We start from the raw sequence: 26642 nt of genomic DNA, 5'->3' as shown, positions 1-26642 counted from the left end.
AAAACGTCAATAGTTGACAGGTAAAGTTCCTCTTTTTCTTTATGGCAAGAATGAAAAAAACCACTTGTCTTGCCTTTTGCTCCGGCATTAAAGACTCATGTCAATCCGACAAATCCCGCAAAAATTTTATTGTTGGAGGCGTCGTAATTCACTTTGAATCCGTGCGTGTAAACCTTGGTTTCTTTGCATGAGAGTTGTAATTTCATTGAATCGACCAGTCTTTCCTCTGGGGAAGAAATTTGCCACAATGGCTGAAGACTGGTTACAGTAGTTCAGGGCGATCGTTCGCGCTCCAGCCGGGAGCGCTGTGATGCTTGCCGGACGACCGCAAACAATGTCGGGAATGTTCCCAGAGCCAATGATCAGCTTGATTTCGCTGTAGGCTTGTTGACGCAGTGGCTCCATTGCCAAGACGGCTCGTGCATAGCGTGTGATTTCTTCTGCACTAACCTCTTGAGCATAAGCCGTTGAACTGAAGACAAAGGATTGGGAGTTTCTGGAGTACTCTGGCGTGAGTCCAGAAAGCAAACCCATTGTAGCAAGTGCCCCCACAACGAAGAATTGGGAGAAGGTTCGGTTAAGACGACGGCGAGAACAGTATAAAGTCATCATGATGATCGCGTGCGACCAAGAAACAATTAAGTAAAACCATAGAGGGCTAGTTTTTCTGAACTATTTTACGGGGCAGAAGTTCCTTGGGATGTATGAAATGGATGTTTCATGATTTGAAGTGTCAAAATTGATTTCAAACAACGAGACGACTCCTTGCCTCTAAGTGATTTATTCAGCGCCGAATCAGTACGCTACAGATTTGGCAAAGTTCTATCACCTTAGTTTGCAAGGTTGAAAGAGGTTCAGACCCCCTCTTAAGGTTAATTTCCAACTCTAGTAGCACCCGTAGTGTTGAGGTTAGTTGCTCTAGAGAAAGGAATTGAACTTCTTTGGTGAGGAAGTAAATTCGTTTAGGGTTACTGACTTGTGCGGCAGTGGCGATCGCTTTTTGATCCCGTTCCCCCTCAGTTACCATTAGCTTTACCCATAACCAAGTCCGAAATTGCCCAATCAGCGTGGCAACAATCCTCAAAGCGGGTTCGTTTTTGTTCATCAAATCCGCTACCAACTCCAAGGCTTTTGCTCCATCCCCCTGGAGAATCGCGGCTGATAGCTGTAAGCTGTTGTGAGTGTTTGAGGTGACTAGGGTAGCCACAGTTTTCTCATCTAAGACTTTGGCTGAATCACCTGTATAAAGTCGCAATTTTTCCAATTCGTTGTACAGTTGTCGGGTATCATTCCCAACCGACTGTGCCAAAAGTTCAGCCGCAGCACCTGTTAGTTTGACACCAACCTCTTGAGAACAGGAGCGTACCTGCTGAACTAACTGTTCTGTCTTCCAAGGCGGGATAAGAGAAAACTCTCGGATGTGGCTGTACTTTTGCAGCAGCTTTGTCGATTTGAGGCGTCCATCCGGTCGATTGGACGTTGTTAGTAACAAAACAGACTCTTGTGGAATCGCTGGTAGAGTAAGCTCTAGTTCTGCCAGTAAATCCTCTGAACAGTGCTGGCACAGGGTTGTCTCGACTAACCAAACTAAACGCCCACCCATACCAAAAGGCGGAGTCATTGCTTGATTCAGCCCTTGGATAATGGCATCAGGCTGATCAGGAGAAATTTTGTCATAGTTGAAACTAACCCAACTGGGGTCAAGGACGCTTTTACGCAATTCGTTTACAGCTTGTGTCAGGGCAAAGTCATCTTCTCCCCAGTAGAGGTAAATTGTCATAATAAACACCCACGGTTTGCGAGGGGATCTAGATTGGACGAGACTTATCAAACTTATTTAAATCGAGTGGCACGGTTGGTGCTACCAGCAACCTATCAATCCCAGTTGCAGCACATCCAGGAGTCACCTAAGTTTAAGCATCTCCCGGATGGCACCAGCGAGGCAGCGCCTTTTCCGGGCTACACGGTGGTGACACCCCCTTGGGAAGAAGACTCAGAAAATGAAGCATTTTACGTCCAGTTGCAGGAACTCCAACAACTACTGTTACAGCAACTAGACACAGGCTTACTGGTACCCGTACCTCCTGCTAGCTTTCATTTAACCTTAGCGGACTTGGTTTGGGACAGTGCCTACCGTGAACGCAAAGCGGAAAATCCTCAGTATGACGAGCAACTCCATGAACGTGTCCAAGACAGTTTTCAGAAGTATCAGCACTCAGTTGCCACAGGGAATTCCCTTGGCTGGCAGCTTTTAGGTTTAATGGTAAGACCTCGCGCCGTCGCGGTGTGTTTGATACCGAATAACGAAGACTCCTACAAGCGACTGTCAGAACTTCGCCGAGCGATTTATCAAAATCGGAGTCTCATTGGCTTGGGTGTTGAACAGCAGTATCACTTCACAGCGCACGTTACGCTGGGATATTTTGGCGAGATTTCACCAGAACTGGAACGCGATCGCCTTAGTGATACGCTAACGAAATTGAATCAACAAGCTTTACCCGATGAAGTCATTCCCCTGAATGTTCAACGGGCAGAGTTACGAAAGTTTGAAGATATGATGCGCTACTCTCGTGAGCCTGATTGGCCCGTAGTGGAGTTTTAAATTTCAACTTACACGTTGCTGGTTGTATCTTCATGCGATTGCCAATCCACCCAATTATGGAGCAGAGTTTTGCGGTGATTGACCGAGAAATCGGTGAACACCACTTCAGTCCAACTGAGTACAGCATTGTCCGACGAGTGATTCATAGCACGGCGGACTTTGAATTTACTCAGTTGGTTCACTTTAGTCAGGGTGCGAAGGACGCTACCACGTCCCACTGTGCGATCGCATCGGGTATTAAAGCTCTCCAGCAACGAGTACCAATTATCACAGATGTGGGGATGGTGAAGCAGGGGGTAGTCGGAATGGTAGAAAAAACCTTCAATAACCCCCTAATTGCTGCTGTAGAACTTGCCCCAGTCGCACTGCCAGGAAAAACCCGCACAGAAACTGGCTTATTGCAGTGCTTTGAGAAATTTCCTAATGCGATTTTTGTCATTGGCAATGCCCCTACCGCCTTGCTAGCGCTGTGTAGCCAGTTGTCAACAGCACCGATTCAACCGTCGCTAGTGATTGGTGCGCCTGTTGGGTTTATCTCCGTTTTAGAGTCAAAGGCTGCCCTGGCACAGACACCAGTGCCTCAAATTCGCGTTGAGGGGCGCAAAGGAGGTTCTGCTGTTGCTGCTGCAATTCTTAACGCGCTTTTGGTTTTAGCTTGGGAAGCAGTGGATTAAGCGGTCAGCTATCAGCTATCAGCGGTCAGCTTTTAGATTTTCCAGATCGGGTAGGAAGTTGAAGAATTTTAGAGAGCTAAAAGTTTGGCACAATAGTCGTCAATTAACCCTTAACATCTATCAAGTCACAGCTCGGTTTCCCCAACAGGAACTTTATGGGTTTACCAGTCAGATTCGACGTGCCTCGGCATCAATTCCAGCTAATATTGCGGAAGGATGTGGTCGAGGCAGTGATGCTGACTTGGCTCGATTCTTACAAATAGCAATGGGGTCAGCCAGTGAACTGGAGTATCACTTGCTGCTGGCTTGTGACCTTAATTTTATAGAAAGCTCACACTACCAACAGCTTAATAGTGATGTCACTGAAATCAAACGAATGCTGGCTTCGTTCATCCAAAAGCTGAAAGCTGAGCGCTGATAGCTAGAAATGACACCCGTATATGTAGTGGGAATTGGGTTGGATGGTGAAGCCGGACTGACGGATGCCGTGCGGCAGTTAGTGGGCCAGGCAACGTTGTTGGTAGGAAGCGATCGCCATTTGAGCTACTTCCCAAACCATCCTGCTTCACGCTTGGTACTGGGAGATTTATCTCAGGCAATTCGGGAAATTCGCAACCAGTTAGTGGCGGATGAACCGAATAGCTGCATTGTGGTGTTGGTTAGTGGTGATCCACTCTTTTTTGGCTTAGGACGCTTATTACTGGAGGAGTTACCACGGGAGCAATTGACGTTTCATCCTCATCTGAGTTCGGTTCAGCTAGCTTTTCATCGCGTAAAAGTTCCTTGGCAGGATGCTCAGGTTATTAGTGCCCACGGACGCTCTCTAGAGCAGTTGACTGTTGCCCTACAGCAGGGTGTGGAGAAGATTGCCGTACTGACAGATGGAACAAATACGCCAAGTGCGATCGCACGTCTGTTTCTCGCTCTAGATTTAGCCAGTAGCTACGAGTTCTGGGTTTGTGAAAACCTGGGAGGTGCCGATGAGATGGTGCAGCAAGTTGCGGTGGATATGTTACTGCACGAAAGGTTTGCACCGCTGAATGTCGTTCTATTACTGCGTCAGTCTGAGCCAGCTCAAGCATTGTTGGATGTTGACTCTCTACCCCTACTGGGATTACCCGATCAGACATTTGCTAGCTTTAGCGATCGCCCTGGTTTGATGACGAAGCGTGAGGTACGGATTCTTATCCTGGGAGAACTTGCGCTGCATCCAAGGCAAATTATTTGGGATATTGGTGCAGGAACAGGTTCTGTTTCCATTGAGATTGCCCGCTTGTGTAGCACATCTCAGGTGTATGCGATTGAGAAAACTGCGATCGGTAGTGCCTTAATTGAACAGAACTGCCAACGCCTTCATGTTAAAAACGTCGTTTCAATCCACGGTACAGCACCAGAAATTTTGAATCACCTACCAGCACCAAACCGCATCTTTATTGGGGGTAGCGGTGGTAACTTAACTGCCATTCTTGATAACTGTGAGGCTCGGCTCACTAGCGGGGGTATTGTGGTACTCGCTCTAGCAACCCTGGAACATCTTAATACAGCTCTCGGCTGGCTAAAGTTACACCGTTGGGATTACCACTTGCTACAAGTTCAGCTCTCGCGTTCTGTACCTGTAGGACAACTAACTCGTTTTACTCCTCTCAATCCCGTAACGATTTTAACGGTGACGCGATCGCATTGAGAGACATCTTCTTTCACTAGCTGATCGCTCGATAATGAAATTACTTGAGTAATGTTATGGAGAGGTTGTGATGTCTATTGAGCTACTCAGACGGCGCTTCACGATAAAGCAGTATCACCAAATGGCTGAAGCAGGTATCCTCACAGAGGATGACCGAGTGGAACTGATTCGAGGAGAGATTGTCGAGATGACCCCAATTGGCAGACGTCATGCAGCGTGTGTTGACCGTCTCAATGAAATGTTTATTCTGCGTCTGGCACAGGCAACAATAGTTCGAGTTCAAAACCCAGTTGAATTAGATGACAACTCTGAACCTCAACCAGATTTGGTATTGCTGCGACGACGCGCAGATTTTTACGAGGCAGGACATCCCCAAGCAGAAGATATCTTGCTGTTAGTGGAAGTTGCAGACACGACTGTCGAAGCGGATCGGGATGTGAAAATTCTTCTCTATGCGAATAGTGGCATTGCTGAAGTCTGGCTAGTTGATATCAACGCGCAATGCTTGGAAGTTTACCGACAACCTTCTGAGAATGGTTACCAAATTATTCACAAGTATTATCGAGGTCAAACTGTCACTATACAGGCTTTTCCTGAGGTTAGTTTTACTGTAGATGAAGTGATGGGCTAAGGCGATCGCATCTCTCTATTTTTGCTCCTATGTCAGGGTAATTGACTTGGAACTTGAGCCTAATAATTGCAACTCCAATTCTATGAAAACTTTAGCCAGTCTCCTCAACAAGAAGCCGGAGCAGTTGCCGTTGCCCTCAATCAAGCCCAAAAGTAGCTGCGGGATTTGACCACTGAAGAGCTTGAGGAATTCCTTGATCAACTTAAGCCTCAACTTGATCGCGTTCTGGCTCAACTAAGACCAGGACAACGTTTGATATTTCAAAGTTAAGTCAGTGCCATTCCAGTTAAGAACGCACCGACGTGCGCCCCTACAAGAAATTTGGGTATTAGACCTCTCGATCCTGACCGTATTTCTCCCGAATGTGTGTATTGAAGTATTGACCGACCGATGGGGCTATCTTTAGCGCCTGATACACGTTCTCAGGTACGTCATGGTACTTGTAGACGCTGCCACTATTGAACTCAACTCGTAAGGTTTGAGTTTTCTCGTCATAGTCGAAAGATTTAATCACATTGCTGGTATTCTTCAGCAGAGGGAAAGCGATGACATCCCGGATACTGGCACTATCGGTTAACAGCATCACCAAGCGATCAATACCGATGCCTTCCCCACCAGTAGGGGGCATCCCGTACTCCAGCGCTGTCAGAAAGTCTTCATCAACGCCCTGTGCTTCCAAGTCCCCTGCTGCCTTCCTTGCTGCCTGCGCTTCTAAGCGATCGCGTTGGTCAATTGGATCAGTCAACTCTGTAAAGGCATTTGCTGTCTCCCGCCCAACGATAAATAGCTCAAAGCGTTCCACTAGCCCTGGTTTTTCTCGATGCAGCTTTGAAAGGGGAGAAATTTCAACCGGATAATCTAGAACAAAAGTAGGTTGAATCAGCGTTTCCTCACACTTTTGCTCGAAGCATTCGTTGAGTAGCTTCCCAATTGATTGGCACTCGTCCACATCCTGAATGCCGACTTGTTGAGCCGCTGTTTTTGCTTCTTCAAGGGTTTGGAACTGAGTAAAATCTAAACCCGTCTTCTCCTGCACTAACTCATGCATCGTCACTCTGCGCCAAGGTGGTGTTAGGTCAATCACCTCACCTTGATAGGTTATTTGCAGCGTCCCCAAGACTTCTTGAGCAACGGTGGTAATGATTTCCTCCGTTAGCCGTATCATGTCGTTGTAATCGGCATAAGCTTGATAGAACTCAACCGAAGTGAATTCAGGATTGTGGCGGGTAGAAATGCCTTCATTACGGAAGATACGCCCTAGCTCAAATACCTTTTCAAATCCCCCTACAATAAGTCGCTTCAGAGGTAACTCTGTAGCAATCCGTAGGTACAACTCCATATCTAAGGTGTTGTGATAGGTGATGAAGGGACGAGCATCTGCACCACCCGCTTCACTCTGAAGCACGGGTGTCTCAATTTCGATAAAGCCTTGGTCTTCTAGGTAGCGCCGAATCACAGCGATAATTTTGGCACGGCGTCGGAAGGTTTCCCGGACATCAGGGTTAACAATCAAGTCAACATAGCGCTGACGATAGCGCTTTTCTGTGTCAGTCAAACCATGCCACTTGTCTGGTAAGGGCAACAGCGACTTGGTTAGGATGGTGTAGCGGCTGACATAGACCGAGAGTTCGCCTTTTTCCGTCCGTCGAATTGTTCCCTTGGCGCCGATGATGTCCCCAATATCTGTTAGCTGCTTGAGGTGGTTAAAGGCATCTGGCACATCTGCCATTGTTTCGGTGATGCGCTTCTTATCTAAGTAGAGCTGAATCGTGCCAGTTTCGTCTTGTAGAGCGAAGAATGCTAGCTTTCCAAAGACTCGACGCGCCAAAATACGACCCGCGATCGCTACTTCAAAATCAGCTTCTTCTCCATCGGACAAGTCAGCAAATTTCTCTTGGAGTTCTGCTGCGTGGTGAGTAGACTCCCAGTGGTAGGCATAGGGATTTTGCCCCAAAGCTTTGAGCTGTTCAACCTTCTCCAAGCGCATTGCCCGGATTTTTTCTAGATTTGACTGATCTTGCGGTTCTTCTTGTGGGGAAGCGGGAGAGGACATAGTAGGCGAATAACTAGAAGCTTGAATTGTAGGATACTAAGCGCATCCTTATCTTGACACTCACCGTAGCTTTAGCTCGGTGATTCTTGGGCTGATCGTGCGGTTAGTTACTTCCCGTCTTACCGAGCATTCTTGTTCCTTGCAGAACACTCCTCAAGCTTAAATTTCCGTGTGTCCCACGGTATTTGTGGCGAGTCTTTCCCAATGAACCAAGCCGCCTCAAGCTCCACACTTGGCACAAATTTCAATTCTCTTCTCTCGTCAAAGGGGGGTCAGACGAACTTGAACATCCTTTTAGGTGAGAGCAACCTAGTTATTGTTGTTATTTTATCACACAAGGCGCTTAAAAGCGCTCACTAGTTTTCATCCGTGAGCTAAAGCTGCACGGCTTTCAACTGCGTCAATAGTATAGTAATGGTAGCGTTCTGTGTGCCAGTGATTGGCTTCAATTGTGTGGAGTTCCGGATTGCTGTTGCTCGCTGACAAGAACGCGATCGCTTTTTAGTTAATCGTCTGGGCGATCGCATTTCGCCTGTAGTTAAGATGAGCCGTAAAATCCTGGTATCTATTGCTCAGTTCTGTAGATTTGGCGGAGTTCATCTAGTGTACTGACTGTTTTGATGGCTTCTCTTTCCGCTTGTCTCGGTTCTTACCTATTCCTCACTCCAATACCTGCAAAAGTTGTTTAATCTTATCGCCCTGTCGTTGCATGAACTTCTCTGGGAAGCTTAATTCAACGGCAATTTTCCGAGTAGTAGAGTGACCGTTGTCTGAAGCAGGTGACAGTTCTATGGCTACGATTTGAGCCAAAAAGCGCTTTGGTAGCGGACTGTTTTTTTCCTTACTCAATAGCAAACCTACAAGGGGTTTGTCTTGTTGCATCCGCTCTAAGTCTTCTTCTCGAAGCATATTGCCAGAAGCGATGACATTGTTATCTAACTCCAGCCGTATACTTCTAGTCCCCAGTTCAGTAACTTCCCCAGGTAAAAAGTTTCCCTCGAAATATAACTGAGCTGCGGCTTGCACACGCTTGCGTACCTTCGTTCCAGTATCTGGTTGGAACTCGCGCAAGGAACGAATCAAACTACTAGCAAGGAATCTAAAGGAAGCAAGGGGGCGGTCTACATTATCACGCTTTTGGGAATACCACTCATTGACATCGGAATAGATTACCAAAGCTAGAGCATCAAGTTGGCTACGAGTCAGATTGACAAAATCAATTGCTAAATAGGTTTGAGTTTCTTTCGTGGGTTTCCCCCGGATAATTCGCCCATTTAGAAACGCCCGCGCTCCAAAATCGCCCACTAGCTCGACTTCTACTTCATCCGGTAAGTTAGGGTAGGTATCCAGAGCAATCAGAACCCCTGTTTCAGAGATATTGATGGTTTTACCAACCCAACTCTTATCAATGCTGTGAACTATAGCCGTTAGGTGTCGCTGTAAGCGGTGTGTCTGGCGCAGTTGCGGTTGCTCAAAAGCCACCACCAAAGAAGCAACCAGCAGAATTAAGTTAAAGATGCACCACATTGCGTTGACTAGAACTGCCTCAGTATCCTCTGGGCGTAGAATGAGCCAAAAGGGGACAGCAATTAGAGAACCAACGACGAGTGCAGCGACTACCAACAGACCCCGCACCGATTCCCAGTCGAAGTAGCGCTTCGTTACCGTTAGCCCTTTATCCGTAACGTTAAAGGAACCCAATTTAGGGTTAATCAGCGCCATGAAGGTGACATATCCGGCTTGGAACGCCATCACAAACTCAAAAACCTCGTTCCAGAAGGAAAACCGAACTCCCTTGTAAGTGATGTAGTTGGTATTCAGAGCAAGGAGAATATGGGGGAGAGCATAGGCTAAGGTTTCAGAACCCAAACCTTGGATGGGGTTAATGCCAAATAGTAGGAATGCCGTGGGTGCGATCGCATACATCAACCGAGGAAAGCCATAGAAAAAGTGCGAAGTCGCACTAAAATAACAAAGGCGCTGCGCTAAGGTCAGATTCAGCTTGCGGTTGAACATTGGATTTTCCAACCGCAGAATTTGAGCCATCCCCCGTGCCCAGCGAACTTGCTGACCGACATAGGAGGAAAACTTCTCAGGCGCAAGCCCTGCTACCATAATTTTGTCGTAGTAGACTGACTCATACCCCAGAGAATGCAGGCGAAATGCTGTATGACAATCTTCTGTAACTGTTTCTGTCGCGATACCCCCAACCTGAAGCGCATACTCTTTGCGAATCACAGCCGCTGAACCGCAGAAAAAAGCAGCATTCCAGAAGTCGTTACCTTTTTGCAGTACCTTGTAAAAAAGTTCATTACCCACCGGAACTTTACCCTTAGTAAGCAAGTTACGCTCGAAAGGGTCAGGGTTATAGAACCAGTGGGGCGTTTGCACAAACGCGACTTTTGGGTCGAAGAAAAAGCCCACCGTATGCTGGAGAAACTGCCGCGTTGGGATGTGGTCGCAGTCGAGGATAAGGACTAAATCACCATCAGTACGGCGAAAAGCAGTGTTGATATTACCCGCCTTAGCGTGTTCATTACTGTCCCGCGTTAGGAGTGTGCCGCCAATGTCTTGGCAAACTTGGCGTAACTCTTCCCGACGGGCTTGAAAGGTTTCTCTTCGCGGGTCACCTTCCTTATATCGTTCTGGGCGACCATCATCGAGTATGTAAACACGTTTTTTATCGGCTGGGTAGTCAGTCGCGACAGCAGCCAATGCCGTCTTGCGAACAATTTCAACGTCTTCGTTGTAGGTCGGGATATAGATATCGACCTTAAACCATTGGTCTTGAGGAAAATTGGCAAGATCAACGGGTTCGCGGTCTTTGAGTTTCAGGGTTTGAAAGTAGGCAAGTATCAGCGTCAAGATTGCATATAGTTCTGCCCCGAATAACAGCACACAAAATAATCCGTTGAGCCAGCTATTAAAATTCAGGGTGTACGTCGTGCGGTAGTACAGGTAGCGTAGTGTTGTTACGATACTGAGCCACACCAAAAACAAGTGGAGGTACTCACTGGTTTTCTGGTCGGACTGTTGAGACTCAATTTGCACAATGCTTTGACCGACCCCCACAAGAAACAAGGCAACAAGACCCTGCTGCCAAACTTTCAGTGGCGTAACAATCAAAGGAACGGATAGCAACAGCAGTAGCAACGCGATCAATTTCAACTGGTTCCATCCTAGGCGTGCCAACGCTCGATCAAAAAACCGAGGTAGACGTTCGACGAGCCAGACGGTTAACAAAGCACGAGGCTGCGGCCGCCGCATCAACCGAGTTCTGAATGAGGAAAATGCCATTTCAACAAGAGGGGTTGGGGACTAAGGATTGGACCCGTTTGACTACGTCTTATCAGTAATACGCTTGTCAGTGATGCGCTTGAGATACAGTTGACTAATGCCATAAAGCAAGAGTGCTATTCCTACAACAGCGATAGGGAGTATGAACCAGTGTTCTTGAATGAAGCGAGATGCCTTACTGAGCAGAGTCGCATTCTCTATGCGGCTGGTTGAAGGAGCATCTTCCAGAAACTTAAGCTTGTAGGCATCAGGGTCATAACTAGAGGGATTTTCTTGGTTGCTGCTAATTAGTACCGTATCCTCTCGAAGTTGGAAGAACCAGGGGTCTTTGTTGATGACTTGCCGCACCTGATCTAAACCACTCTCCCTCTGAGCAGTGAGAGCCAATAATACGCGATCGCGGTTTGCCGGAGAGACTATTTGCTTAATCAGGCCTTCCGAATCCGGCCAAGTGTTGATGCTGCCTTGACTCCACTGACGTGACAGGGCACTACCTAAGCGAAAGCCACCCGATTCAAACACTTCGGGAAAAGGGAAATTTTCCCGAATCCCAATTCCGACAAGATGATGGCTCTTGCGGATATCGGGAGGCAGTGTACTGGCCGTATAAACCGCTAGCTGAACTGAATCTGCTCGACTCAGCCGTCCCAAGCGTTCACTAATGGCAAGTAGCGTCAGCAAATCCGCATCCGAGGGAGGGTCTGGTACAACAACTGCTGTACTTGACAAATCCTGAGGAGCTGTAAATGGATAACCCGATCGCAACAGTTTTAGATCTGGCAGTTGTACAAAGGTATCTCGGTTGAGATTGAAGCTAGTGTCTGAGTGCAGGGTACCCGTTAGTTGTTGGTCAGTTACCCTACCGCATTTCGCGGGTTCTCTAGGATTAAGCCGGAACGCGACTCTGAGTTTGGAGTTGGGCTGAATCAACTCGGCAGGCAAATCCACCTTTAGGCTTTCTCGATTCCCTCCTTTGTCGGAATTTAACCGTGCCCCGCCGATGAAAACATCATCCAGTAATACTTCTACCGCAGAAGTTCTCGGATTCACCTGCGGTCCGTAGCTGTAACGCAGGGTCATCGAACTCCCCCGCTTAAATCGGTCATCCGGTAAAGCCCGAAAATCGATCTCAATCGGCGGTGCCCCAGAACCTCGAACCGTGACATCTTTAAATGGCTCACCGTTAACTTGAGTTTTGATGTCGCTGAGGGCAAAAGAATTCTTGTCTGGTAAGTAACGGGGCCACTGACGAGGCGGAGGTGCTGACACTTCCTTAAGGTCGGAGACTAAGATTGCCTGACCTGTGCCAATTTTACTGGGGTCTGGTTGTACCAAAAACTGTGCTGCCTTAGCAACACCGACTGGTCCATTTCCGGTAGCGACTAAAACAGGGACACTACCGTCTTGAGCTGTCGCCAGCATCAGTACGCCAACATCATCAGGTAAAGGACTCTTATTGCCATCCAGAATCTGGTTACCTGCAATGCTATAGGGTAGATCCAAATCCTCTAAACCGGGCTGATCTTCCGGAGTACCAATAATCACCAATCGCTCGTTTGCCTCTACTTGGTCAATATCTTCAACCAAACGAGTTTCAATCGGGCGAAAATCAGCGAGTCTACCTAATGCGGATTGAAGACGGGGCGCGGCAGTTAACCAGGCTTCACCGAGCTTCGGCAGCAGGTAAGCGATGCGATTCGGCTCCAAACTGAGTTCGTCAAAGAATGGATAAGGATAGCCACTAAAACTTAAGGGAACAGCTTGAGACTGGTATCCCAACACCAACTTTGAATCAGGCAGAATCTCAGTCCAAAGGGTCGGGTCGCTTGGGTCACTGCATTGGGGGTCGGTATTTTGCTGGACGACAACGGAGAGGTCATTGTAGTCCTGAATCACACCGGGCGGGATATTGAACGCCACGCTTCCCACCTCTGCCTCTTTGCGGTTCAGCGGTACACTGCCTACACTGCGATCGTTAACTCGCACGGTTAGGTTGGAGCGATTGGCAAGCAAGGAGGGTGAGTGCTGGAAGCGGATCAGTGCCTTAGCCGATTGCATTTTCCAGCCATGGGGACGGGTAAAGCCAAGCCGCGCTTCGGAATAGATACCCTGTAAACGGAAGCGATTGCCTACAACAGGAGAGCGATTAAACTCCAAGACATATTGACCTGTTGGGAGTGTCTCGGCGGTAGAAGTGTCTTCACTTGGACTATCTTCTACTGTCTCTTGTACAGGCTCACGGCGACGGGTGGGAGCTGGTTCGTCTGCTATAGGTGGAGGGGCAGAGCGGGGTGCAGGGCGTGGGGCAACATTTTGCCGTTGTTGTGGTGCTGATTGCCGCTGTTGTGGTGCTGGTGCAGGAGACGTTCGCCTTTGAGCGGGGGGGACAGCTTGCCGTTGGGGTGAGGACGGACTTTGCTGTTTGGGAGGGGAAGCGGGTCGAGGCTTGTAGACAGGGGGTTTAGCTGGAGAACTGGGTAAGGCGTAGTCGCGGATAAATTGGTCTTCCTGTTCTTTGAGATTACCATCGCTTTGAGCAGTGACCAGGGTTGTTGTTATCCCCAGTGTTAAGACCACTACACCACAAAATAGGAACAGCCACAGGAGTAGACTTGCGATCGCAGAGCGAGGACTTCGTTGTCTGCGATTGGCAGTAGTCGTTGTGGGTTGAGAGTGAGGAAACAAGCGTTTCATGGAAGTAAGTTTCACCTTGGTCGCGAGGCGGTCAGTATTTTTATCAATTAACTTTAGTGATGCTAAATATCCCTGAGGACTTTTCTATTAGGGTTGTAGGAGTTGAGAGGGAATTGCGGTGGGAGGCAACAGCCCTAGTCCAGCCAGGTTCTGGATGTAGTAAGCGGATTCATCATCCCAAATCCCTTGGTTATATCGAGGTAAAAGTTTCTGCTCTAACAGTTGCCCAGCCATATCTGGGTCAATTAACTGGAGGGCGGGATATAGCATCGCGTATTGAGAAGTTGCCTCGTAATTTACTGTCGGTTTCCCCTGAAGATTAATTCGTGCTGGAATCCGCGATGAAGATCGCAGTTGCGTTTGGAGATGCTTCGTGGCAGTGCGTAGGTAACGCTCTGCTTCAGGTGACTGGAACAAAGCGGCATCCCAAGCAACCCGCCACCAAACGCGGTAGGCATCGAAACTGTAGACACTCTGAAGTTGGCTAGAGCTTGGGATTGGCTGGAATTTCCCCGTTTTGGTATCGAGTGCGATCCAATCGCTTGGCAAGCCTACGGTAGAAACCTGAGAAGACTTTTCGAGAACCTCATAGCTACTGTCTACTAAACTCAACCAATCATGGTTGGGGTCAACCTGAGCAAACAGGCGAAAAGCATAAGGCGCAAGGTAAGACGGGTTAAGGTATAGGGTAGAGGGCGAGGGGACAAAGGCTTCTACAGGCCCAGGTAAGAGATAACGCTTGCCTTTTGGCTCGGCTATCGTGGAAAATTTCCACAAATCATTGAGTTTGGTGCGTGCTAGCTCTAGGTATTCTGGACGATTCCAGCGACGTGAGGCAAGGATGAGAGCTGTAACGGCATCAATGTCGGCATCGCTGGCAAAATTTTTGTCAATGGGTCCCCATTTACCCGCTTGATTCTTTCCCCACTTCCAAGCCCAAAGTTGGTCAATGGGTTCGCCTTTTGCTCCAATGCGCTTGAGGTTTTTTTCTGCCCAGTCTAAGGTAAGGGCAAAGGTAGTAGGGTCATCGAGGATTACTGCCCGCAGCATGGCGTAGGCTTGTCCTTCAGAGGTTGAGCGATCGCTAGCTTCAAAGTCAATCACTCGCCCGTCTTCTTGAATAAATTTGTCTCGGTAAATCAACCAACTTTCTTCGAGCAGTTCCCGGTTAGCGGTCGATTCGGGTAGGGATGGGGAACTGGCGACAGGCGATGCACTTGTCTGGGGTGATGCTTCTGGTGCTTGGGAGGAATCTGTTTGGGGCGGTGGTGTAGAGGATATGGAAATACAGCCAGCTAGACCCAATAAAATTGTGACGGTGGTAAGGTTCTTGAGAAACCACCGAGGCTTTTTGGCAGAAGCCGTCAATCTTAGTACCCGAACTAAAACCAGCATTTTCACAATCATCTGGGCTTGCAAGTTAAAAACGTTCCCAGGGGGGTTGAAATCCTCGTCGTCGCAGGAAGTCTTCTTGGATTTGCTGCCTTTGGCGAGATAAATCGCTGTTAGAAGCCCCCCTCTCAATTTGTTCGAGTTGCAGTTGTTCGACTGCTGTAAGCGCCTCTAGCTGTAAGTCTTTAGCCCTACTTAAGCTAATCAGTGACTGGCGCACTGTCAAGTCATTAGGCTTAATAGCGATCGCTTGAGAATAAAGATTGGTAGCATCATCAAAACGTCGTTGTTGAAACCGAATCCCGCCTAAAGCTGATAGCGCCTCAATGTTACTCGGTTGAGCTGCCAAAATCGCTTCATAAGCAAGGCTTGCAAATTCTAAATCGTTAATAGATTGAGCTAATTGTCCTTGTAAAAAATAGCTACCGATATTGTAAGGGTCACGAGCCACTAACTGAGCTACCCGTGCCCTCGCTTGCTCTGGAGAGCGCTTGGCTAGCACCTGAATGGCTCGCACCTGTACGGGGATGTTATTCGGATCAAATTGAAGCAGGGCATTGTATAAAGGTTCCCGTCGTGCGTCTGCTGGTAGAGTGCCAACTAAGGCAAAAAGTTCTGGTGGCGCAACGGTGGGCGGTTGTGTCTGTAGCCAATAATTCAAAACAGCCTCTGCTTGTGACTCGTCTATTAGCTTAGCCTCATAAGCCAGTGTTGTCCGGGCAAGCTGAAGTGTTAAATCTTGAGGATTACGAGCTACCAATTGGTCAAAAATCGCCAGCGCTTCAACAGGTCGATTTTGTTGTAAGCGAACACCTGAAAGTCCTTGCAGAGCTGCATTCAAAATATCACTATCCGCTAAGTTGCTAGCAATCAACCCTTGGTAGCGTTGGGCGCTGGCTTCCAAGTTTCCTTCACGGCGCTCAATTTCTGCTGCTAGCAATTGTGGTGCTAAATCCCTTGCCCCAACGCTAGTTGCAGCATAAGCGGCTAAAGCAGTTCTTGCGCCAATTAGGTCATTTCCTTCGATTAATAGCTGAGCAGTTCTGAAGTTCAGAAACGGTACATTGACACCTGATGCAAGCAGATTTTGATAAATCGGGAGAAATTCCGCTCCTGGTGGGTCAATTCCTGCCAAAGCTTGCGCGATCGCATTCTGCTGGATTGGGTCGGTCGGTAGAGGCCCAAGGGCACTCGCAAGACGTATTCTCAAGTCAGCCTGAGAAATCAAACCTAGTTCACTTTCCAGCGCCAGTTGTTTAACCACCAGACTGCGGTCATCCGGTTGCAGGGCGCTTAGTTGTCGGTACAGTTGTAGAGCGGTTTGTTGTCCCTGAGGTAGTCCACTCAAAACATCAGCAACTTCACGCAGCAAACTTGGCTCAGGGTTGGGAGTTTGCTCTAATGCCTGAAGGTAAAGATTACCGACTTGCTCTTGCAGGCTAGAGTTGTTGCTCTGAGTCCGAATTTCATTAAGTGATCGCGCTAATGGCAAGATCGCATCTGGGTTACCTTGTAATGGCTCTAATACTACCAAGGCTTGAGTCACCTGTTGATTTGCTAGATAGCTTAAAGAGAGTGCTGCACGAGTTTGGATTGCCAAGTCATCTAATGTTTTTGAGGTTCTAAGCTGCGCCTCTAGAACCTGCACCGCCTGAGCAGGATTGCCTGTTTCGCGTAAGGCACGGGCATAAGCAATTACAGAATACTCTGTAATTGCTTTTCCGGTGGCTTGGTAGCGGTTAAAGAGTTCGAGTCCCTGTTGAGGATTGCCGCTATTGGTATATGCTTCTGCGGCTCCCACCAGCACTTCTGGCGTTGGATTTGCTTGCAGCGCAATTTGATAATCCGCCAGCGCTTCGGCAAACCGTTGCTGATAACTGTATAGTTGTCCTCGTAGCCCACGAGCTTCCGCATCATTGGGATTCAAGTTCAGCAGTGTCGTTAGTGCTTCAATCCCCGTTAGTTGCCACTCTGAGCGATAGCTACCGAGTAGACCAACCGCCCTTAGCGCAAGCTCATTGTTAGGGTCTTGAGCTAGTACATCTTGATAAGCTTGCCATGCTTGGGGAATCAGCCCTTGTCGCCTGTACGCGATCGCTAAACCTAACTTGGCTTCTAACAATTGAGGATACTGTCGGCGGGCTTGCTCAAAAAGTGCGATCGCGTCTTGGACTCGCCCCTGCCTCAGGAGTGTGAACGCTTGTTGTACAGCCGCAGGTACAGTCTGAGCCTGCACAACGGAAATACTTGTCAGAATTGGCACACTCACCAATAGCCCTGCTACTCCTAACCAAATCACCATCCCTCCACTCAGAGATTTGAGGCGATGTTTATTAACTCTGCCACTCAGTTGACTCATGGAGTTACTCGCCTCCAGGAGTTACATCGAACTCTGTTTTAACTCGGAAACCCCCATAGGTATCGGAAAAGCCATCGCGTTGTTGAAGCGTGAAACCGAGCCGAATGTTAGGTAAAAATCGAAAATCGTAGAATAGCTCCAATACATCGGGTATCTCATCCCCCCGATCACGCCGTAGTTGGTCGTTTGACAAACTTCGACCATAGGCAAGTCCTAGTCTGTCATTCTCGGAAAACACATCCGAGAAACTAATTCCGAGGCTATAAGTATCCCCTCCCTGATCCAATTCCCGATTTTCGTAGCGACCATAACGGCCAAATACTCCCATGCTCAGTTCGGGAACAAACACCTCTGCATTGACACCATAGGACTCTTCGCGATCGGATGGCAGGAGTCCAAAGTTATCAGTATCCCGATTATTTTGGAAAATTTCTCGGAAGCCATCATCTGAACCCGCATCCCGATCTGTGGCATAAGTCCCACGAATAATCGCATTGCCGTAGCGGATACCAATTTCTCCAGCAAATGCATCTAGGGCGAAATCACCAAGATTCTGAGCGGAAGAGAAGACAGCAGCTTTCGCTTCAATGTTATCCGTTATCGTCCAGTTGACTAAACCACCAAGGCGAGAAGAAATCCCAGTTGTACTCAAAGCGGGGTTAGTCTGAAACACTTGATTAAAGAAATGCGTTGCCCCATCCTTAGCAAAGCTATTGCGATCAAAATAGGACGTTAAATCCAACTGACCAACCACGAATCGTAGATTGGGTAAATCCGCAATAGGAGCCGTAGCAAAATAAAGCTCATTAATATTCAATCCCTGATTGGGAGAGTCAGCCAAGGTATTTTCCTCACTCGTCAGATCAAGCGTTGCCCCAAATAGTGCTTGAGGACTAAGAGGATAAAGCCCGGAAAGGCGTGCCCGTGCTGAGGATTCGTCACCTTGGTTGATATAAAGTCCCTGTAGCTGTAAAGAAGGAGAAGTCAAAGCCGTACTACGAAGCTCTGGCGGTTGCCCAGTCGTAGGCACCGCACCTAATTCTGTTCTGGGAGGGGAAGCTGGCGGGATGATATTCGGGTTGGGTGTTGGGAGTTGAGGTACTGTTTGTGGGTAATTTTGTGGGTAATAGGGAGATTGACCTAACGTAGGATTGTAGTTACTCCCAGCAACAGGATTGGCAGGAAGTGGCGCTGGGAGTTGAGGTACTGTTTGTGGATAGTAAGGATACTGCCCTAGCGCCGGATTGTAGTTACTCCCCACCATCGGATTCGGGGGCAGTTGGGGGGGGGTTTGTGGATAGTAAGGATACTGTCCTAACGCCGGATTATAGTTACTCCCCACCATCGGATATGGAGGCAGTTGGGGGGGGGTTTGTGGATAGTAAGGATACTGTCCTAACGCCGGATTGTAGTTACTCCCCACCATCGGATATGGAGGCAGTTGGGGGGGGGTTTGTGGATAGTAAGGATACTGCCCTAACGCCGGACTGTAGTTACTCCCTACCATCGCATTCGGAGGCAGTTGGGGAGGTGTTTGTGGGTAGTAGGGATACTGTCCTAGCGCCGGATTGTAATTACTCCCCACCATCGGATTCGGAGGCAGTTGAGGGGCGGTTTGTGGATAGTAGGGGTACTGCCCTAACGCCGGATTGTAGTTACTCCCTACCATCGGATTCGGAGGCAGTTGAGGGGCGGTTTGTGGATAGTAGGGGTATTGCCCTAACGCCGGATTATAGTTATTTCCTCCTGCTGGAAGCGCCGTTGCTGGCACGGGTACTAAGAGTACAGTTTGTGGATAGTAGGGGTATTGCCCTAACGCGGGATTGTAGCCATTCCCTCCTGCCGGAAGGGCCGTTGCTGGTACGGGTACTAAAAGTACCGTTTGTGGGTAGTAAGGGTACTGTCCTAACGCGGGATTGTAGTTATTCCCTCCTGCTGGATACACCATTGTTGGTGCTGGTACCGGATTTGGAGGTTGTGGGAAGTAAGGTAGCTGCCCCAGTTTTGTATTGGAGCTATCAGAACCTACAGGAATGGGAGTAGCTGGAACTGGTAAAGGCGGTAAAATTTGTTGTGAGTACGGTAGTTGCGCCAACACTGAATTGGAGCTATTAGAAGTTACTCCTTGTGTCACAGAGGTTACGGCATTGCTACAAGTTTGGCTGGGACTACAGCCACTTTCATGGGTTAGCGTCAATTGCCCGAAATCTTGCTCTGTGTTGTCCCTAGTTTTCCCTAGTACCGATGAAGTCGGTAGTTGCTCGGTTGCAGTTCCCCTTTCAGTAGTGTTAGACCCACTGACTGATAGCTCAGTTTCTGGGGAATGCGATCGCTTTTGAGCGTCTAGAGTGGCACTAGGTATGGCAGAAACTGTTAACGTTTCCAGTTGTTGGGGCGCTACGGCATTAACCTTGACTGGCACTTGCTGAATGAATGTGTTCTCTGGGACTAAATCAGTTGCAGGTTGTTCAACAGTCTCCACCCCAGCACTAGAATTGCTCGTTGGTTTAACGGCAACTGCTGAGCCTTTGACTTCAGAACGCAAAGCCGTAGCTTTAAGATTCTCTTGGCTACAGGATGTCCTCAAATGAGTTGGTAAAGAGGCTTGACTCTGCGCCAAACATATCGGCTGTTGCTCAGCGGGATTTGCTTGAGCGGGTTTAATGCTACTCACTCCCAACCCTAAAAAGGTTACGAGTGAACTAGCGCCAAGCAAGTTAATCCATAGCTGTGTACTCAAGGCGTTAAATCGGGGATAATCAGCACTCATTAGTTCATTGCCCAGCTTGTTTGGCTGATAAATCTTTTCCCGCCATGCTGAAGCAAAGCAATTGATAGTTGCAGCTCATAGTACCTCTGTTTAATTGCTGTTGAATTACTCGATTTTGAACACCTCTTAAGACAGGTATAGGCGCTCGTCTGTTGGTATTGATTTAACAACACTACTGTATACAGCTAAAACAGAAATGTCTCTATAATCTGGAGTTTAAAGGATAAAAATTTATCGGATGCCATGAACATAAGTAACACAGCAAAGAAGTTATGACAATTTGCCTGTCTAACTGTGCACCCTGTAGCTTAAACTCTTGCCCTATTTTCTAAAGAAGGCAAGGTAATAACTTTTTACCCAGTAGTTGGATTCCAGCAGCTCACTTAAGAATCTGGTGTAAAGATACTTACAAGTATCTTTTTCATCATTTAAAAAAGCTTGGCTACCACAATACCCTCGCACTACTGTATCAAAAGCGAGTCAGAAAGCCTCTACCCAGAGAAAGAGAAATCTTCCTAACTTTACTCACTTAGATGAGCTAGCCGTGGCAATCAATACGACGGCTACTCTCCTAATTCAAGCTTCTGGAGAGAGCCGAAGGTTATTGGTTTTTAGTGTATTAGCAACTTTCTACAAGCGCTTAGCTAGAGATAACTCTCTTGAGCTATAGCGTTGGTTACATTCTCTAAAGGGAAAAGGAAGACTTTCAACGATTGCGAGAAAGTTACCCTAAAAGGCTTACAGGCTGCGATCGCACACTTGCGTAGACGCTTTGGATGAGCTAGTAAAACCCTGATGAAGTGAATGAGGATAAGTCTGTCGAGCAACCACTAGAAAGACATATCAATTCTCAATGTACAGACCAAGACTGAACAGCTTGTGGTCCTGCTACATTAGCAGACACACCTACTTTTGTCTTTTCAGATCCAGCTTCTTGAGAATTTGCGGCTCGTGGTGTTGCAGCGAGAGCTGTTTGTAAAGATGCCATCTGAGCCATGATTTTTTGGAGTTGAATGTGGAGTTCTTCAACTTCCTCTGGCACAATAGCGATCGCAGAGTTGGAGGCTTGAGCGACAGCTTTTGTCCGAGTATGACCTAGGACAGTCTGAACTGAGGGAAACTTCGCTAAGGCTTCATGCACTGTCTTGCTTGGTTTTGCAACTGGTGAAGTTTCAACGCTTTGCGTTGTCATCACCGACGGTTCAACCACCATAAAAGCTTCAGTGCTTGCTGCTGTCTTGGACTCTTGTTGTAGAGCCACTTCCTCATCCAAAAAGGCACTCAACCCAGACGCTTCCAGCCGAGATTCTGAGTGCTTAAGCGCTTCTAATAACTCTTCCTTCTCCTTGAGGTGTTTCGCTAAACCCTCTAGTTCTGCCTCGACTTGAGACGATTTGCGGCTAGATTGCCGCCAACCGGTGACAGCAACACTGGCGATTCCAGTCCCCAAACTCAAAGCACTTGCTAAACCTAAGTAAGGAGTTGCAACATCCCTTAGTTGACCAGAAAATACTGGCTCCTCTTGCAGTTGAATAGTTACTGGCTGTGAGCCAAATACAGCTAAGGGTAAAGTCAGTACAGAAAAGACTGCTGCCGAAAGCACTACTGGTGCAAGGACGAATTTCTTCAGGGGAGATGTAGTCATGAGTGATAGTTTCCTTGTACAAATGCCAGTGTTAGTCGTAAAAACTCAAGGATTGTCGAAATTTAATCCTTTCTATTTACTTGATGCTGCTCGCACTTTCTACTTGTCAGTAGAGCGTGCAGTAGCGTGCCCCTACTCCTACCATGTTTACTTTAGTTTCTGTCGCCGTAAATTTTGTAAAGCCTTGATGAAGACTCCGTAATTTCACGTAAAGTATTAGTGAACCGCCATTTTAAGTGAAATCCCCATACCAAAACTCGCTTTTATGTATCCAAATTTACAAAAAAGCATAAACTGACTCTAGGTATGGAAAGGTTTCATCGTTGATAGCCTGATAGGTTAGAGTTATCAAAAATTTGCAAAGCTTCAGTTCACCCTTGTTAGTCGTTAACAGTAGGTGAGAGAGCCTCATTATTAATCGGTGTAAACTTATACCAGCCTTGCTTAAGCAGCAATGGCTTGTTCAGGCGGCAAAAAATGTAATTGCCTGTGCTACCCGACGATAAGGGTTAGAAAAGTGTTTCTTGAAAGTTGCATTTGGATACCTTACTTAACGATCAAGAAAAGTTCAAAAGTAAGGGGCTTGTATAACTGCTACCCTGCCTTCCTTGTGAAGTAACATCTTTGATAGCAACACGGTAGCCGTGGGAAACCAGTGCCATACCATAAGTTTGGTGACTGGAGGATGTCACGCACAAAGATAGATGCCTTCGACTAAGAGCAGACAGCTACAATCAGCTTGCGTCGAGACAAGGCTCACCTCTGTTTCGGAAAGCAACTCCTACAGTAATAGCTATGAAATTTGTATCTGACCCGCCAATCTCGGTAAAAATTCGCAAGATGAAGCAGCGGGTGCGGTGGGAAGATCCAATAATTGTCGATCGCTCAATCGATCAAACTCAGCTATTTATTGACGATGGAGTCTCCGATAGCCAAGAGTTCTCATTTTTAGTTATTGGTGATAGTGGTTCTGGCCCCCATCCCGACCAGAACCCCCAACGACAAATTACCGAACTAATGCTAGAGCACTATGATACTAGCCGTTTCATCTTGCACACAGGTGATGTTATCTATCAAGTTGGCTCAAGTGAATATTACTTAAGAAACTTCATCGCTCCCTATCGAGAGTTTCTGGTAGGCGGCGAATCGCCTGAAAAAATTCCCTATGACCAAATGGTTTTCAACAAGCCATTTCTACCTGTACCCGGTAATCACGATTACTATGATCTGCCATTTGTCTATGGAGTTTTAGCACAAAGTACCTGGCTTTTGCGCCACCTGCTCCGGTCAAAATTGGATTTAGGTGTTGGTTGGCATGGCTCTAAGCAAGGCAGAGCCTATGCGAAGGCGTTCCTCGACTATCTCAAGGGGTTCAATACCAACGAAGAATTAGAGCGTCATCTAGACAGCCATTACACTGCCGAAACCGATATGGGTCGCTGCTTACGTTACGAGGCTGGGCGCTTCACCCGATTACCCAACCGCTATTACACCTTCCGATATGGCGGGATTGACTTCTTCGCCCTCGACTCAAATACCTTCAACGCACCTGCACCCCTGCCGACAACTAAAGAGGGAGAAGCCATCCGTCGTCAGTTGGAACAGCGCCGAGATGAAATAGAACGCTCAAAACAGGAAATTCTTGACGCTTCAGCCCGTCTCAATCCAGATCAACCTGACGAAGCGGAAATTCTCGATGACAATCGAGCCAAGTTAGAGCAACTTGAAGAAGTACAACTTGACATTGAGAAACAACTGACAACCGACAAAACGATTGTCACGGACTTTGAACAACTGGATTGGCTAAAAAGAAGGCTAATTGAATCCTGGAACACAACCGAGGTTCGTGGACGAGTTGTTTATTTCCACCATCCTCCCTATGTCACCGAAGCAACAAAATGGAACCAAGCGCAAACTCTACAGATTCGCTACAACCTCCGTAAAGTACTCAATACTGTTTCTGAGGCGGTTGGGGGATTAACAGAGGGTCGTCCAATTGTTGATTTGGTTCTTGCTGGTCACGCGCACTGTCTAGAACATCTTTGCACAGCTGACACTGGACATGCTGACTCTCATATCCATTGGATTGTTTGCGGTGGTAGTGGTCACAGCCTCCGCCGCCAACGGGTTGAAGGTTCGGAATTGATGGAAACATTTAGGGATAGTGAAGGCAGTCACACACGTCTAGTCGCGCGTTCACAGCTTTACGTCGGTCGCCATAGTCAGGGCAAAAAGAAGCGGCGTCCCTACTCCTTTTTACGGATTGATGTTCAAGCAGGTGACCCTCCCAAGTTCGTTGTCCGACCATTTATCACGGAGCGAGTTGGGCGAGAGTGGAGTAGTAGCCACCTTGAACCGTTTGTGATTTGAAGTTTCGGACGAATATATAGCAGAAAGCTATCAGCTTTTTTGTTTTTCCGACGCTGTAGAAATAACCTACCAGTAAATACTCTTTCCCAGATCCCCCTCATGAACGGAACTGGTGGAGAACTTTCGTCGCGAAGGTTTATAGCTTTTTAGATAGAGTGAAGTAAATACTATCCAACAGGATGACCCTGCTAGAGGAGGCTGCAACCATTCTAAAAAGCGAAACTATAGTCAAGATACATTCAAGAGGTTTAACCCAATGGTTTGGTTTATATTGATATTTCTGTTAGTTTTAGCAATTTCTGCTACCCCACTTTTAGGCAGTTTCAATGTACCTTGGTCTCTGGAACTGATGATCGGACTATTTGCGGCTTTCTTTGTTACGAGTTGGATAATTCTCATTTTCTATCCTCTATTGCCGTAAACTGTGCAGTTCTTTGCATAAGTCTCTTCTGTCAAGGGCTAATCCCCAGTTAAGAAAGGCTATTTCCTTACCTGAATCACTTGAAGACTGCCACCAGCAGGAAGTGCGTGGGTTAACACCTCAAATCCCACGTCCTTAAGTAACTCAACCAAATCTGTTTCTAATAGCTGCCAGGAAGTTTCCGTCTCAAACAACCACAAAAACAGGGTTAATCCAGGCCAAAATAGGAAGTTCGTCGGCTTGTGAAAATCTACTAGCGCGAACACCCCACCTGGCTTGAGTACTCGATAAACTTCCTTGAGGATTTGCTGCAACTCAGAAGGCTTCATTTCGTGCATTGCGACACTGGTATGCACTAAATCAAATTGATTATCTGGAAATGGCATCTCTTGAGCCAGCGCTTCTACATACTGGGCTTTGGCGACATTCCGCCGTGCCCGTTCCAGTGACACTAGAGCCATATCCAAGCCTGTGACATCCTGGGAATAATACACTAGATATTTTGTGGCTTGACCACTGCCACAACAAAGGTCTAAAACCTTCGTTTCTGAAGTGATCGTTAATCCTTGCAAAGGTAGCTTGTGAAATCGTGCTTCTCCTCCCACACTAAGGGCAGCGAGTCGGGAAATCGTATCATAGAACCATTGATATTGATAGCTCCAAGTTCTTAAAATTGATGCCACTGCTCACTCCCTGGTAAAGATGTGTATTTCTTATTGCGAACTTAAACCATAAAAAGAATATATTGTTAAAATCAGTAACAAATATGAAAACTCTGGGAAACTATCATAATTATGGGTCGTGTAGGGGTATTATTACTTAATTTAGGTGGGCCAGATGAACCAGAGGATGTTCGTCCTTTTCTCTTCAACTTATTTTCTGACCCTGAAATTATTCGTCTGCCATTTTCCTGGCTGCAAAGCCCCCTCGCCTGGTTGATTTCAACGTTACGTGCGAAAAAGTCGCAAGAGAACTACCGACAAATTGGTGGTGGTTCACCATTAAGGCATATTACAGAAGCGCAAGCGCAAGCCCTCCAGGAACATCTACAGCAACAAGGGCAAGATGCCAACGTTTATGTGGGAATGCGTTACTGGCATCCTTTTACAGAAGAAGCGATCGCACGGATTAAGCGCGATGTCGTAGAACGGTTAGTAATCCTTCCCCTTTATCCCCAGTTTTCCATCAGCACCAGTGGTTCTAGCTTCCGTCTTTTAGAGAAACTTTGGCAAGAAGACCCAGCACTCAGACAGATTGAATATACTGTTATTCCCTCTTGGTATCAGCAACCCGGCTATTTGCAAGCAATGGCGCAGTTAATTGCCCAAGAACTTGACCAGTTTGCCAATCCTGATGCGGTTCACATCTTCTTTAGTGCTCATGGTGTTCCTGTCAGTTATGTCACAGAAGCGGGCGACCCCTACCAACAAGAAATTGAAGACTGTACTGCCCTAATCATGCAGACTCTCAACCGCCCAAACCCCCATACGCTGGCTTATCAAAGTCGAGTGGGTCCAGTTGAGTGGCTAAAACCCTACACAGAAGACGCTCTTCAAGAACTAGGTGCCCAAGGTGTTGAAGATTTGTTGGTGGTACCCATTAGCTTTGTTTCTGAACACATCGAAACACTCCAGGAAATTGATATTGAATATCGAGAACTGGCAGAAGAAGCAGGTATTCAAAACTTCCAGCGTGTACCAGCACTGAATACACATCCTGTCTTTATTGATTCCCTGGCGACTTTGGTTGTTGAAGCCCTGGAAGCTCCCAGCCGCATGTTTTCAGAGGTTATACGTCCGGATAAGAAGGTTAAGATGTATCCCCAAGAGCGTTGGGAATGGGGGATGACGACAACCGCTGAAGTTTGGAATGGTCGTCTAGCAATGATTGGCTTTTTGGCTTTAGTGTTAGAGCTAATTAGCGGTCAAGGACCGCTTCACTTCGTTGGCTTATTGTAAATAGAGAATTATTACTCAGTTTCTAGAACCGTTTTCCCTATAGAACCCATTTGAGATCTTTGAGGACAAGCTAAGATCACAGAGAAATGCAC

At 47.3% G+C, this 26642-nt stretch carries 18 protein-coding genes; 7 read left to right on the top strand and 11 right to left on the bottom strand.

Annotated features, from left to right (window positions below; all coding sequences use genetic code 11):
* Nucleotides 1–126: 126 nt before the first annotated feature.
* Both AC5JL3_RS10115 and holA read right to left on the bottom strand, forming a co-directional pair.
* Nucleotides 127–612 (bottom strand): DUF4168 domain-containing protein, encoded by a 486-nt coding sequence (locus AC5JL3_RS10115; protein ID WP_496074370.1) that lies wholly within the window; start codon nt 610–612, stop codon nt 127–129.
* Between the two features lie 172 nt (nt 613–784).
* Nucleotides 785–1780, bottom strand: a complete 996-nt coding sequence (gene holA, locus AC5JL3_RS10110; protein ID WP_496074369.1) for a DNA polymerase III subunit delta — start codon at nt 1778–1780, stop codon at nt 785–787.
* A 33-nt stretch (nt 1781–1813) separates the two neighbouring features.
* Between holA and AC5JL3_RS10105 the strand changes: the two genes are divergently transcribed.
* From AC5JL3_RS10105 to AC5JL3_RS10085, 5 genes are all read left to right on the top strand, one after another.
* Nucleotides 1814–2602: a DUF1868 domain-containing protein gene (locus tag AC5JL3_RS10105; protein WP_496074368.1), complete on the top strand. Its 789-nt coding sequence runs from the start codon at nt 1814–1816 to the stop codon at nt 2600–2602.
* 32 nt (nt 2603–2634) lie between these two features.
* The gene (locus AC5JL3_RS10100) at nt 2635–3276 is read left to right on the top strand and encodes a cobalt-precorrin-8X methylmutase (protein ID WP_192219234.1); all 642 of its coding nucleotides are present in this window, start codon (nt 2635–2637) and stop codon (nt 3274–3276) included.
* Between the two features lie 58 nt (nt 3277–3334).
* Nucleotides 3335–3694 carry a four helix bundle protein gene (locus AC5JL3_RS10095; protein ID WP_496074367.1) on the top strand — a complete coding sequence of 120 codons (360 nt, stop codon included), beginning with the start codon at nt 3335–3337 and terminating at the stop codon, nt 3692–3694.
* 9 nt (nt 3695–3703) lie between these two features.
* A complete protein-coding gene (gene cbiE / locus AC5JL3_RS10090; RefSeq protein WP_496074366.1) occupies nt 3704–4960 on the top strand; it encodes a precorrin-6y C5,15-methyltransferase (decarboxylating) subunit CbiE in 1257 nt (418 codons plus the stop codon).
* 70 nt (nt 4961–5030) lie between these two features.
* Nucleotides 5031–5591 (top strand): Uma2 family endonuclease, encoded by a 561-nt coding sequence (locus tag AC5JL3_RS10085; protein WP_192219237.1) that lies wholly within the window; start codon nt 5031–5033, stop codon nt 5589–5591.
* A gap of 328 nt (nt 5592–5919) precedes the next feature.
* Here the strand turns inward: AC5JL3_RS10085 and lysS are convergent, their stop codons facing one another.
* The 8 genes from lysS to AC5JL3_RS10045 all read right to left on the bottom strand — a co-directional run bounded on the left by lysS (nt 5920) and on the right by AC5JL3_RS10045 (nt 21801).
* On the bottom strand, nt 5920–7644 hold the full coding sequence (lysS, locus tag AC5JL3_RS10080) for a lysine--tRNA ligase (RefSeq protein ID WP_496074365.1): 1725 nt from the start codon (nt 7642–7644) through the stop codon (nt 5920–5922).
* Between the two features lie 374 nt (nt 7645–8018).
* Nucleotides 8019–8171, bottom strand: coding sequence for a hypothetical protein (locus AC5JL3_RS10075; RefSeq protein WP_496074364.1), 153 nt, complete (start codon nt 8169–8171; stop codon nt 8019–8021).
* Nucleotides 8172–8304: 133 nt separating this feature from the next.
* Nucleotides 8305–10911 (bottom strand): UDP-forming cellulose synthase catalytic subunit, encoded by a 2607-nt coding sequence (gene bcsA / locus AC5JL3_RS10070; RefSeq protein ID WP_496074363.1) that lies wholly within the window; start codon nt 10909–10911, stop codon nt 8305–8307.
* Nucleotides 10912–10983: 72 nt separating this feature from the next.
* Nucleotides 10984–13635, bottom strand: a complete 2652-nt coding sequence (locus tag AC5JL3_RS10065) for a cellulose biosynthesis cyclic di-GMP-binding regulatory protein BcsB (protein WP_496074362.1) — start codon at nt 13633–13635, stop codon at nt 10984–10986.
* 87 nt (nt 13636–13722) lie between these two features.
* Entirely contained in the window at nt 13723–15042 is a 1320-nt protein-coding gene (locus AC5JL3_RS10060; RefSeq protein WP_496074361.1) for a family 8 glycosyl hydrolase, read from the bottom strand.
* Nucleotides 15043–15055: 13 nt separating this feature from the next.
* On the bottom strand, nt 15056–17386 hold the full coding sequence (locus AC5JL3_RS10055; protein ID WP_496074360.1) for a tetratricopeptide repeat protein: 2331 nt from the start codon (nt 17384–17386) through the stop codon (nt 15056–15058).
* A 4-nt stretch (nt 17387–17390) separates the two neighbouring features.
* Nucleotides 17391–20156 (bottom strand): hypothetical protein, encoded by a 2766-nt coding sequence (locus tag AC5JL3_RS10050; protein ID WP_496074359.1) that lies wholly within the window; start codon nt 20154–20156, stop codon nt 17391–17393.
* 850 nt (nt 20157–21006) lie between these two features.
* On the bottom strand, nt 21007–21801 hold the full coding sequence (locus tag AC5JL3_RS10045) for a hypothetical protein (RefSeq protein ID WP_496074358.1): 795 nt from the start codon (nt 21799–21801) through the stop codon (nt 21007–21009).
* A 795-nt stretch (nt 21802–22596) separates the two neighbouring features.
* Here AC5JL3_RS10045 and AC5JL3_RS10040 point away from each other — a divergent pair.
* Nucleotides 22597–24171 carry a metallophosphoesterase family protein gene (locus AC5JL3_RS10040; RefSeq protein WP_496074357.1) on the top strand — a complete coding sequence of 525 codons (1575 nt, stop codon included), beginning with the start codon at nt 22597–22599 and terminating at the stop codon, nt 24169–24171.
* Between the two features lie 480 nt (nt 24172–24651).
* Here AC5JL3_RS10040 and AC5JL3_RS10035 read toward each other — a convergent pair whose 3' ends face one another.
* Nucleotides 24652–25275, bottom strand: coding sequence for a class I SAM-dependent methyltransferase (locus AC5JL3_RS10035; protein ID WP_496074356.1), 624 nt, complete (start codon nt 25273–25275; stop codon nt 24652–24654).
* Between the two features lie 111 nt (nt 25276–25386).
* On the opposite strand from AC5JL3_RS10035, the gene hemH reads away from it, so the two are divergent.
* Nucleotides 25387–26550, top strand: a complete 1164-nt coding sequence (hemH, locus tag AC5JL3_RS10030) for a ferrochelatase (protein WP_192219245.1) — start codon at nt 25387–25389, stop codon at nt 26548–26550.
* The last annotated feature ends 92 nt before the right edge of the window (nt 26551–26642 follow it).

The organism is Symplocastrum torsivum (assembly GCF_059505465.1).
Note: the sequence above shows the minus strand (reverse complement) of the source record. Positions and strands in the feature narration are given on the sequence as shown.

Bases quoted from the DNA above. Each gene is read 5' to 3' on its own strand.
- AC5JL3_RS10115 (WP_496074370.1), bottom strand. From the start codon at position 612: ATGATGACTTTATACTGTTCTCGCCGTCGTCTTAACCGAACCTTCTCC.
- holA (WP_496074369.1), bottom strand. From the start codon at position 1,780: ATGACAATTTACCTCTACTGGGGAGAAGATGACTTTGCCCTGACACAA.
- AC5JL3_RS10100 (WP_192219234.1), top strand. From the start codon at position 2,635: ATGCGATTGCCAATCCACCCAATTATGGAGCAGAGTTTTGCGGTGATT.
- cbiE (WP_496074366.1), top strand. From the start codon at position 3,704: ATGACACCCGTATATGTAGTGGGAATTGGGTTGGATGGTGAAGCCGGA.
- AC5JL3_RS10085 (WP_192219237.1), top strand. From the start codon at position 5,031: ATGTCTATTGAGCTACTCAGACGGCGCTTCACGATAAAGCAGTATCAC.
- lysS (WP_496074365.1), bottom strand. From the start codon at position 7,644: ATGTCCTCTCCCGCTTCCCCACAAGAAGAACCGCAAGATCAGTCAAAT.
- AC5JL3_RS10075 (WP_496074364.1), bottom strand. From the start codon at position 8,171: ATGCGATCGCCCAGACGATTAACTAAAAAGCGATCGCGTTCTTGTCAG.
- bcsA (WP_496074363.1), bottom strand. From the start codon at position 10,911: ATGCGGCGGCCGCAGCCTCGTGCTTTGTTAACCGTCTGGCTCGTCGAA.
- AC5JL3_RS10065 (WP_496074362.1), bottom strand. From the start codon at position 13,635: ATGAAACGCTTGTTTCCTCACTCTCAACCCACAACGACTACTGCCAAT.
- AC5JL3_RS10060 (WP_496074361.1), bottom strand. From the start codon at position 15,042: ATGATTGTGAAAATGCTGGTTTTAGTTCGGGTACTAAGATTGACGGCT.
- AC5JL3_RS10055 (WP_496074360.1), bottom strand. From the start codon at position 17,386: ATGAGTCAACTGAGTGGCAGAGTTAATAAACATCGCCTCAAATCTCTG.
- AC5JL3_RS10050 (WP_496074359.1), bottom strand. From the start codon at position 20,156: ATGAGTGCTGATTATCCCCGATTTAACGCCTTGAGTACACAGCTATGG.
- AC5JL3_RS10045 (WP_496074358.1), bottom strand. From the start codon at position 21,801: ATGACTACATCTCCCCTGAAGAAATTCGTCCTTGCACCAGTAGTGCTT.
- AC5JL3_RS10040 (WP_496074357.1), top strand. From the start codon at position 22,597: ATGAAATTTGTATCTGACCCGCCAATCTCGGTAAAAATTCGCAAGATG.
- hemH (WP_192219245.1), top strand. From the start codon at position 25,387: ATGGGTCGTGTAGGGGTATTATTACTTAATTTAGGTGGGCCAGATGAA.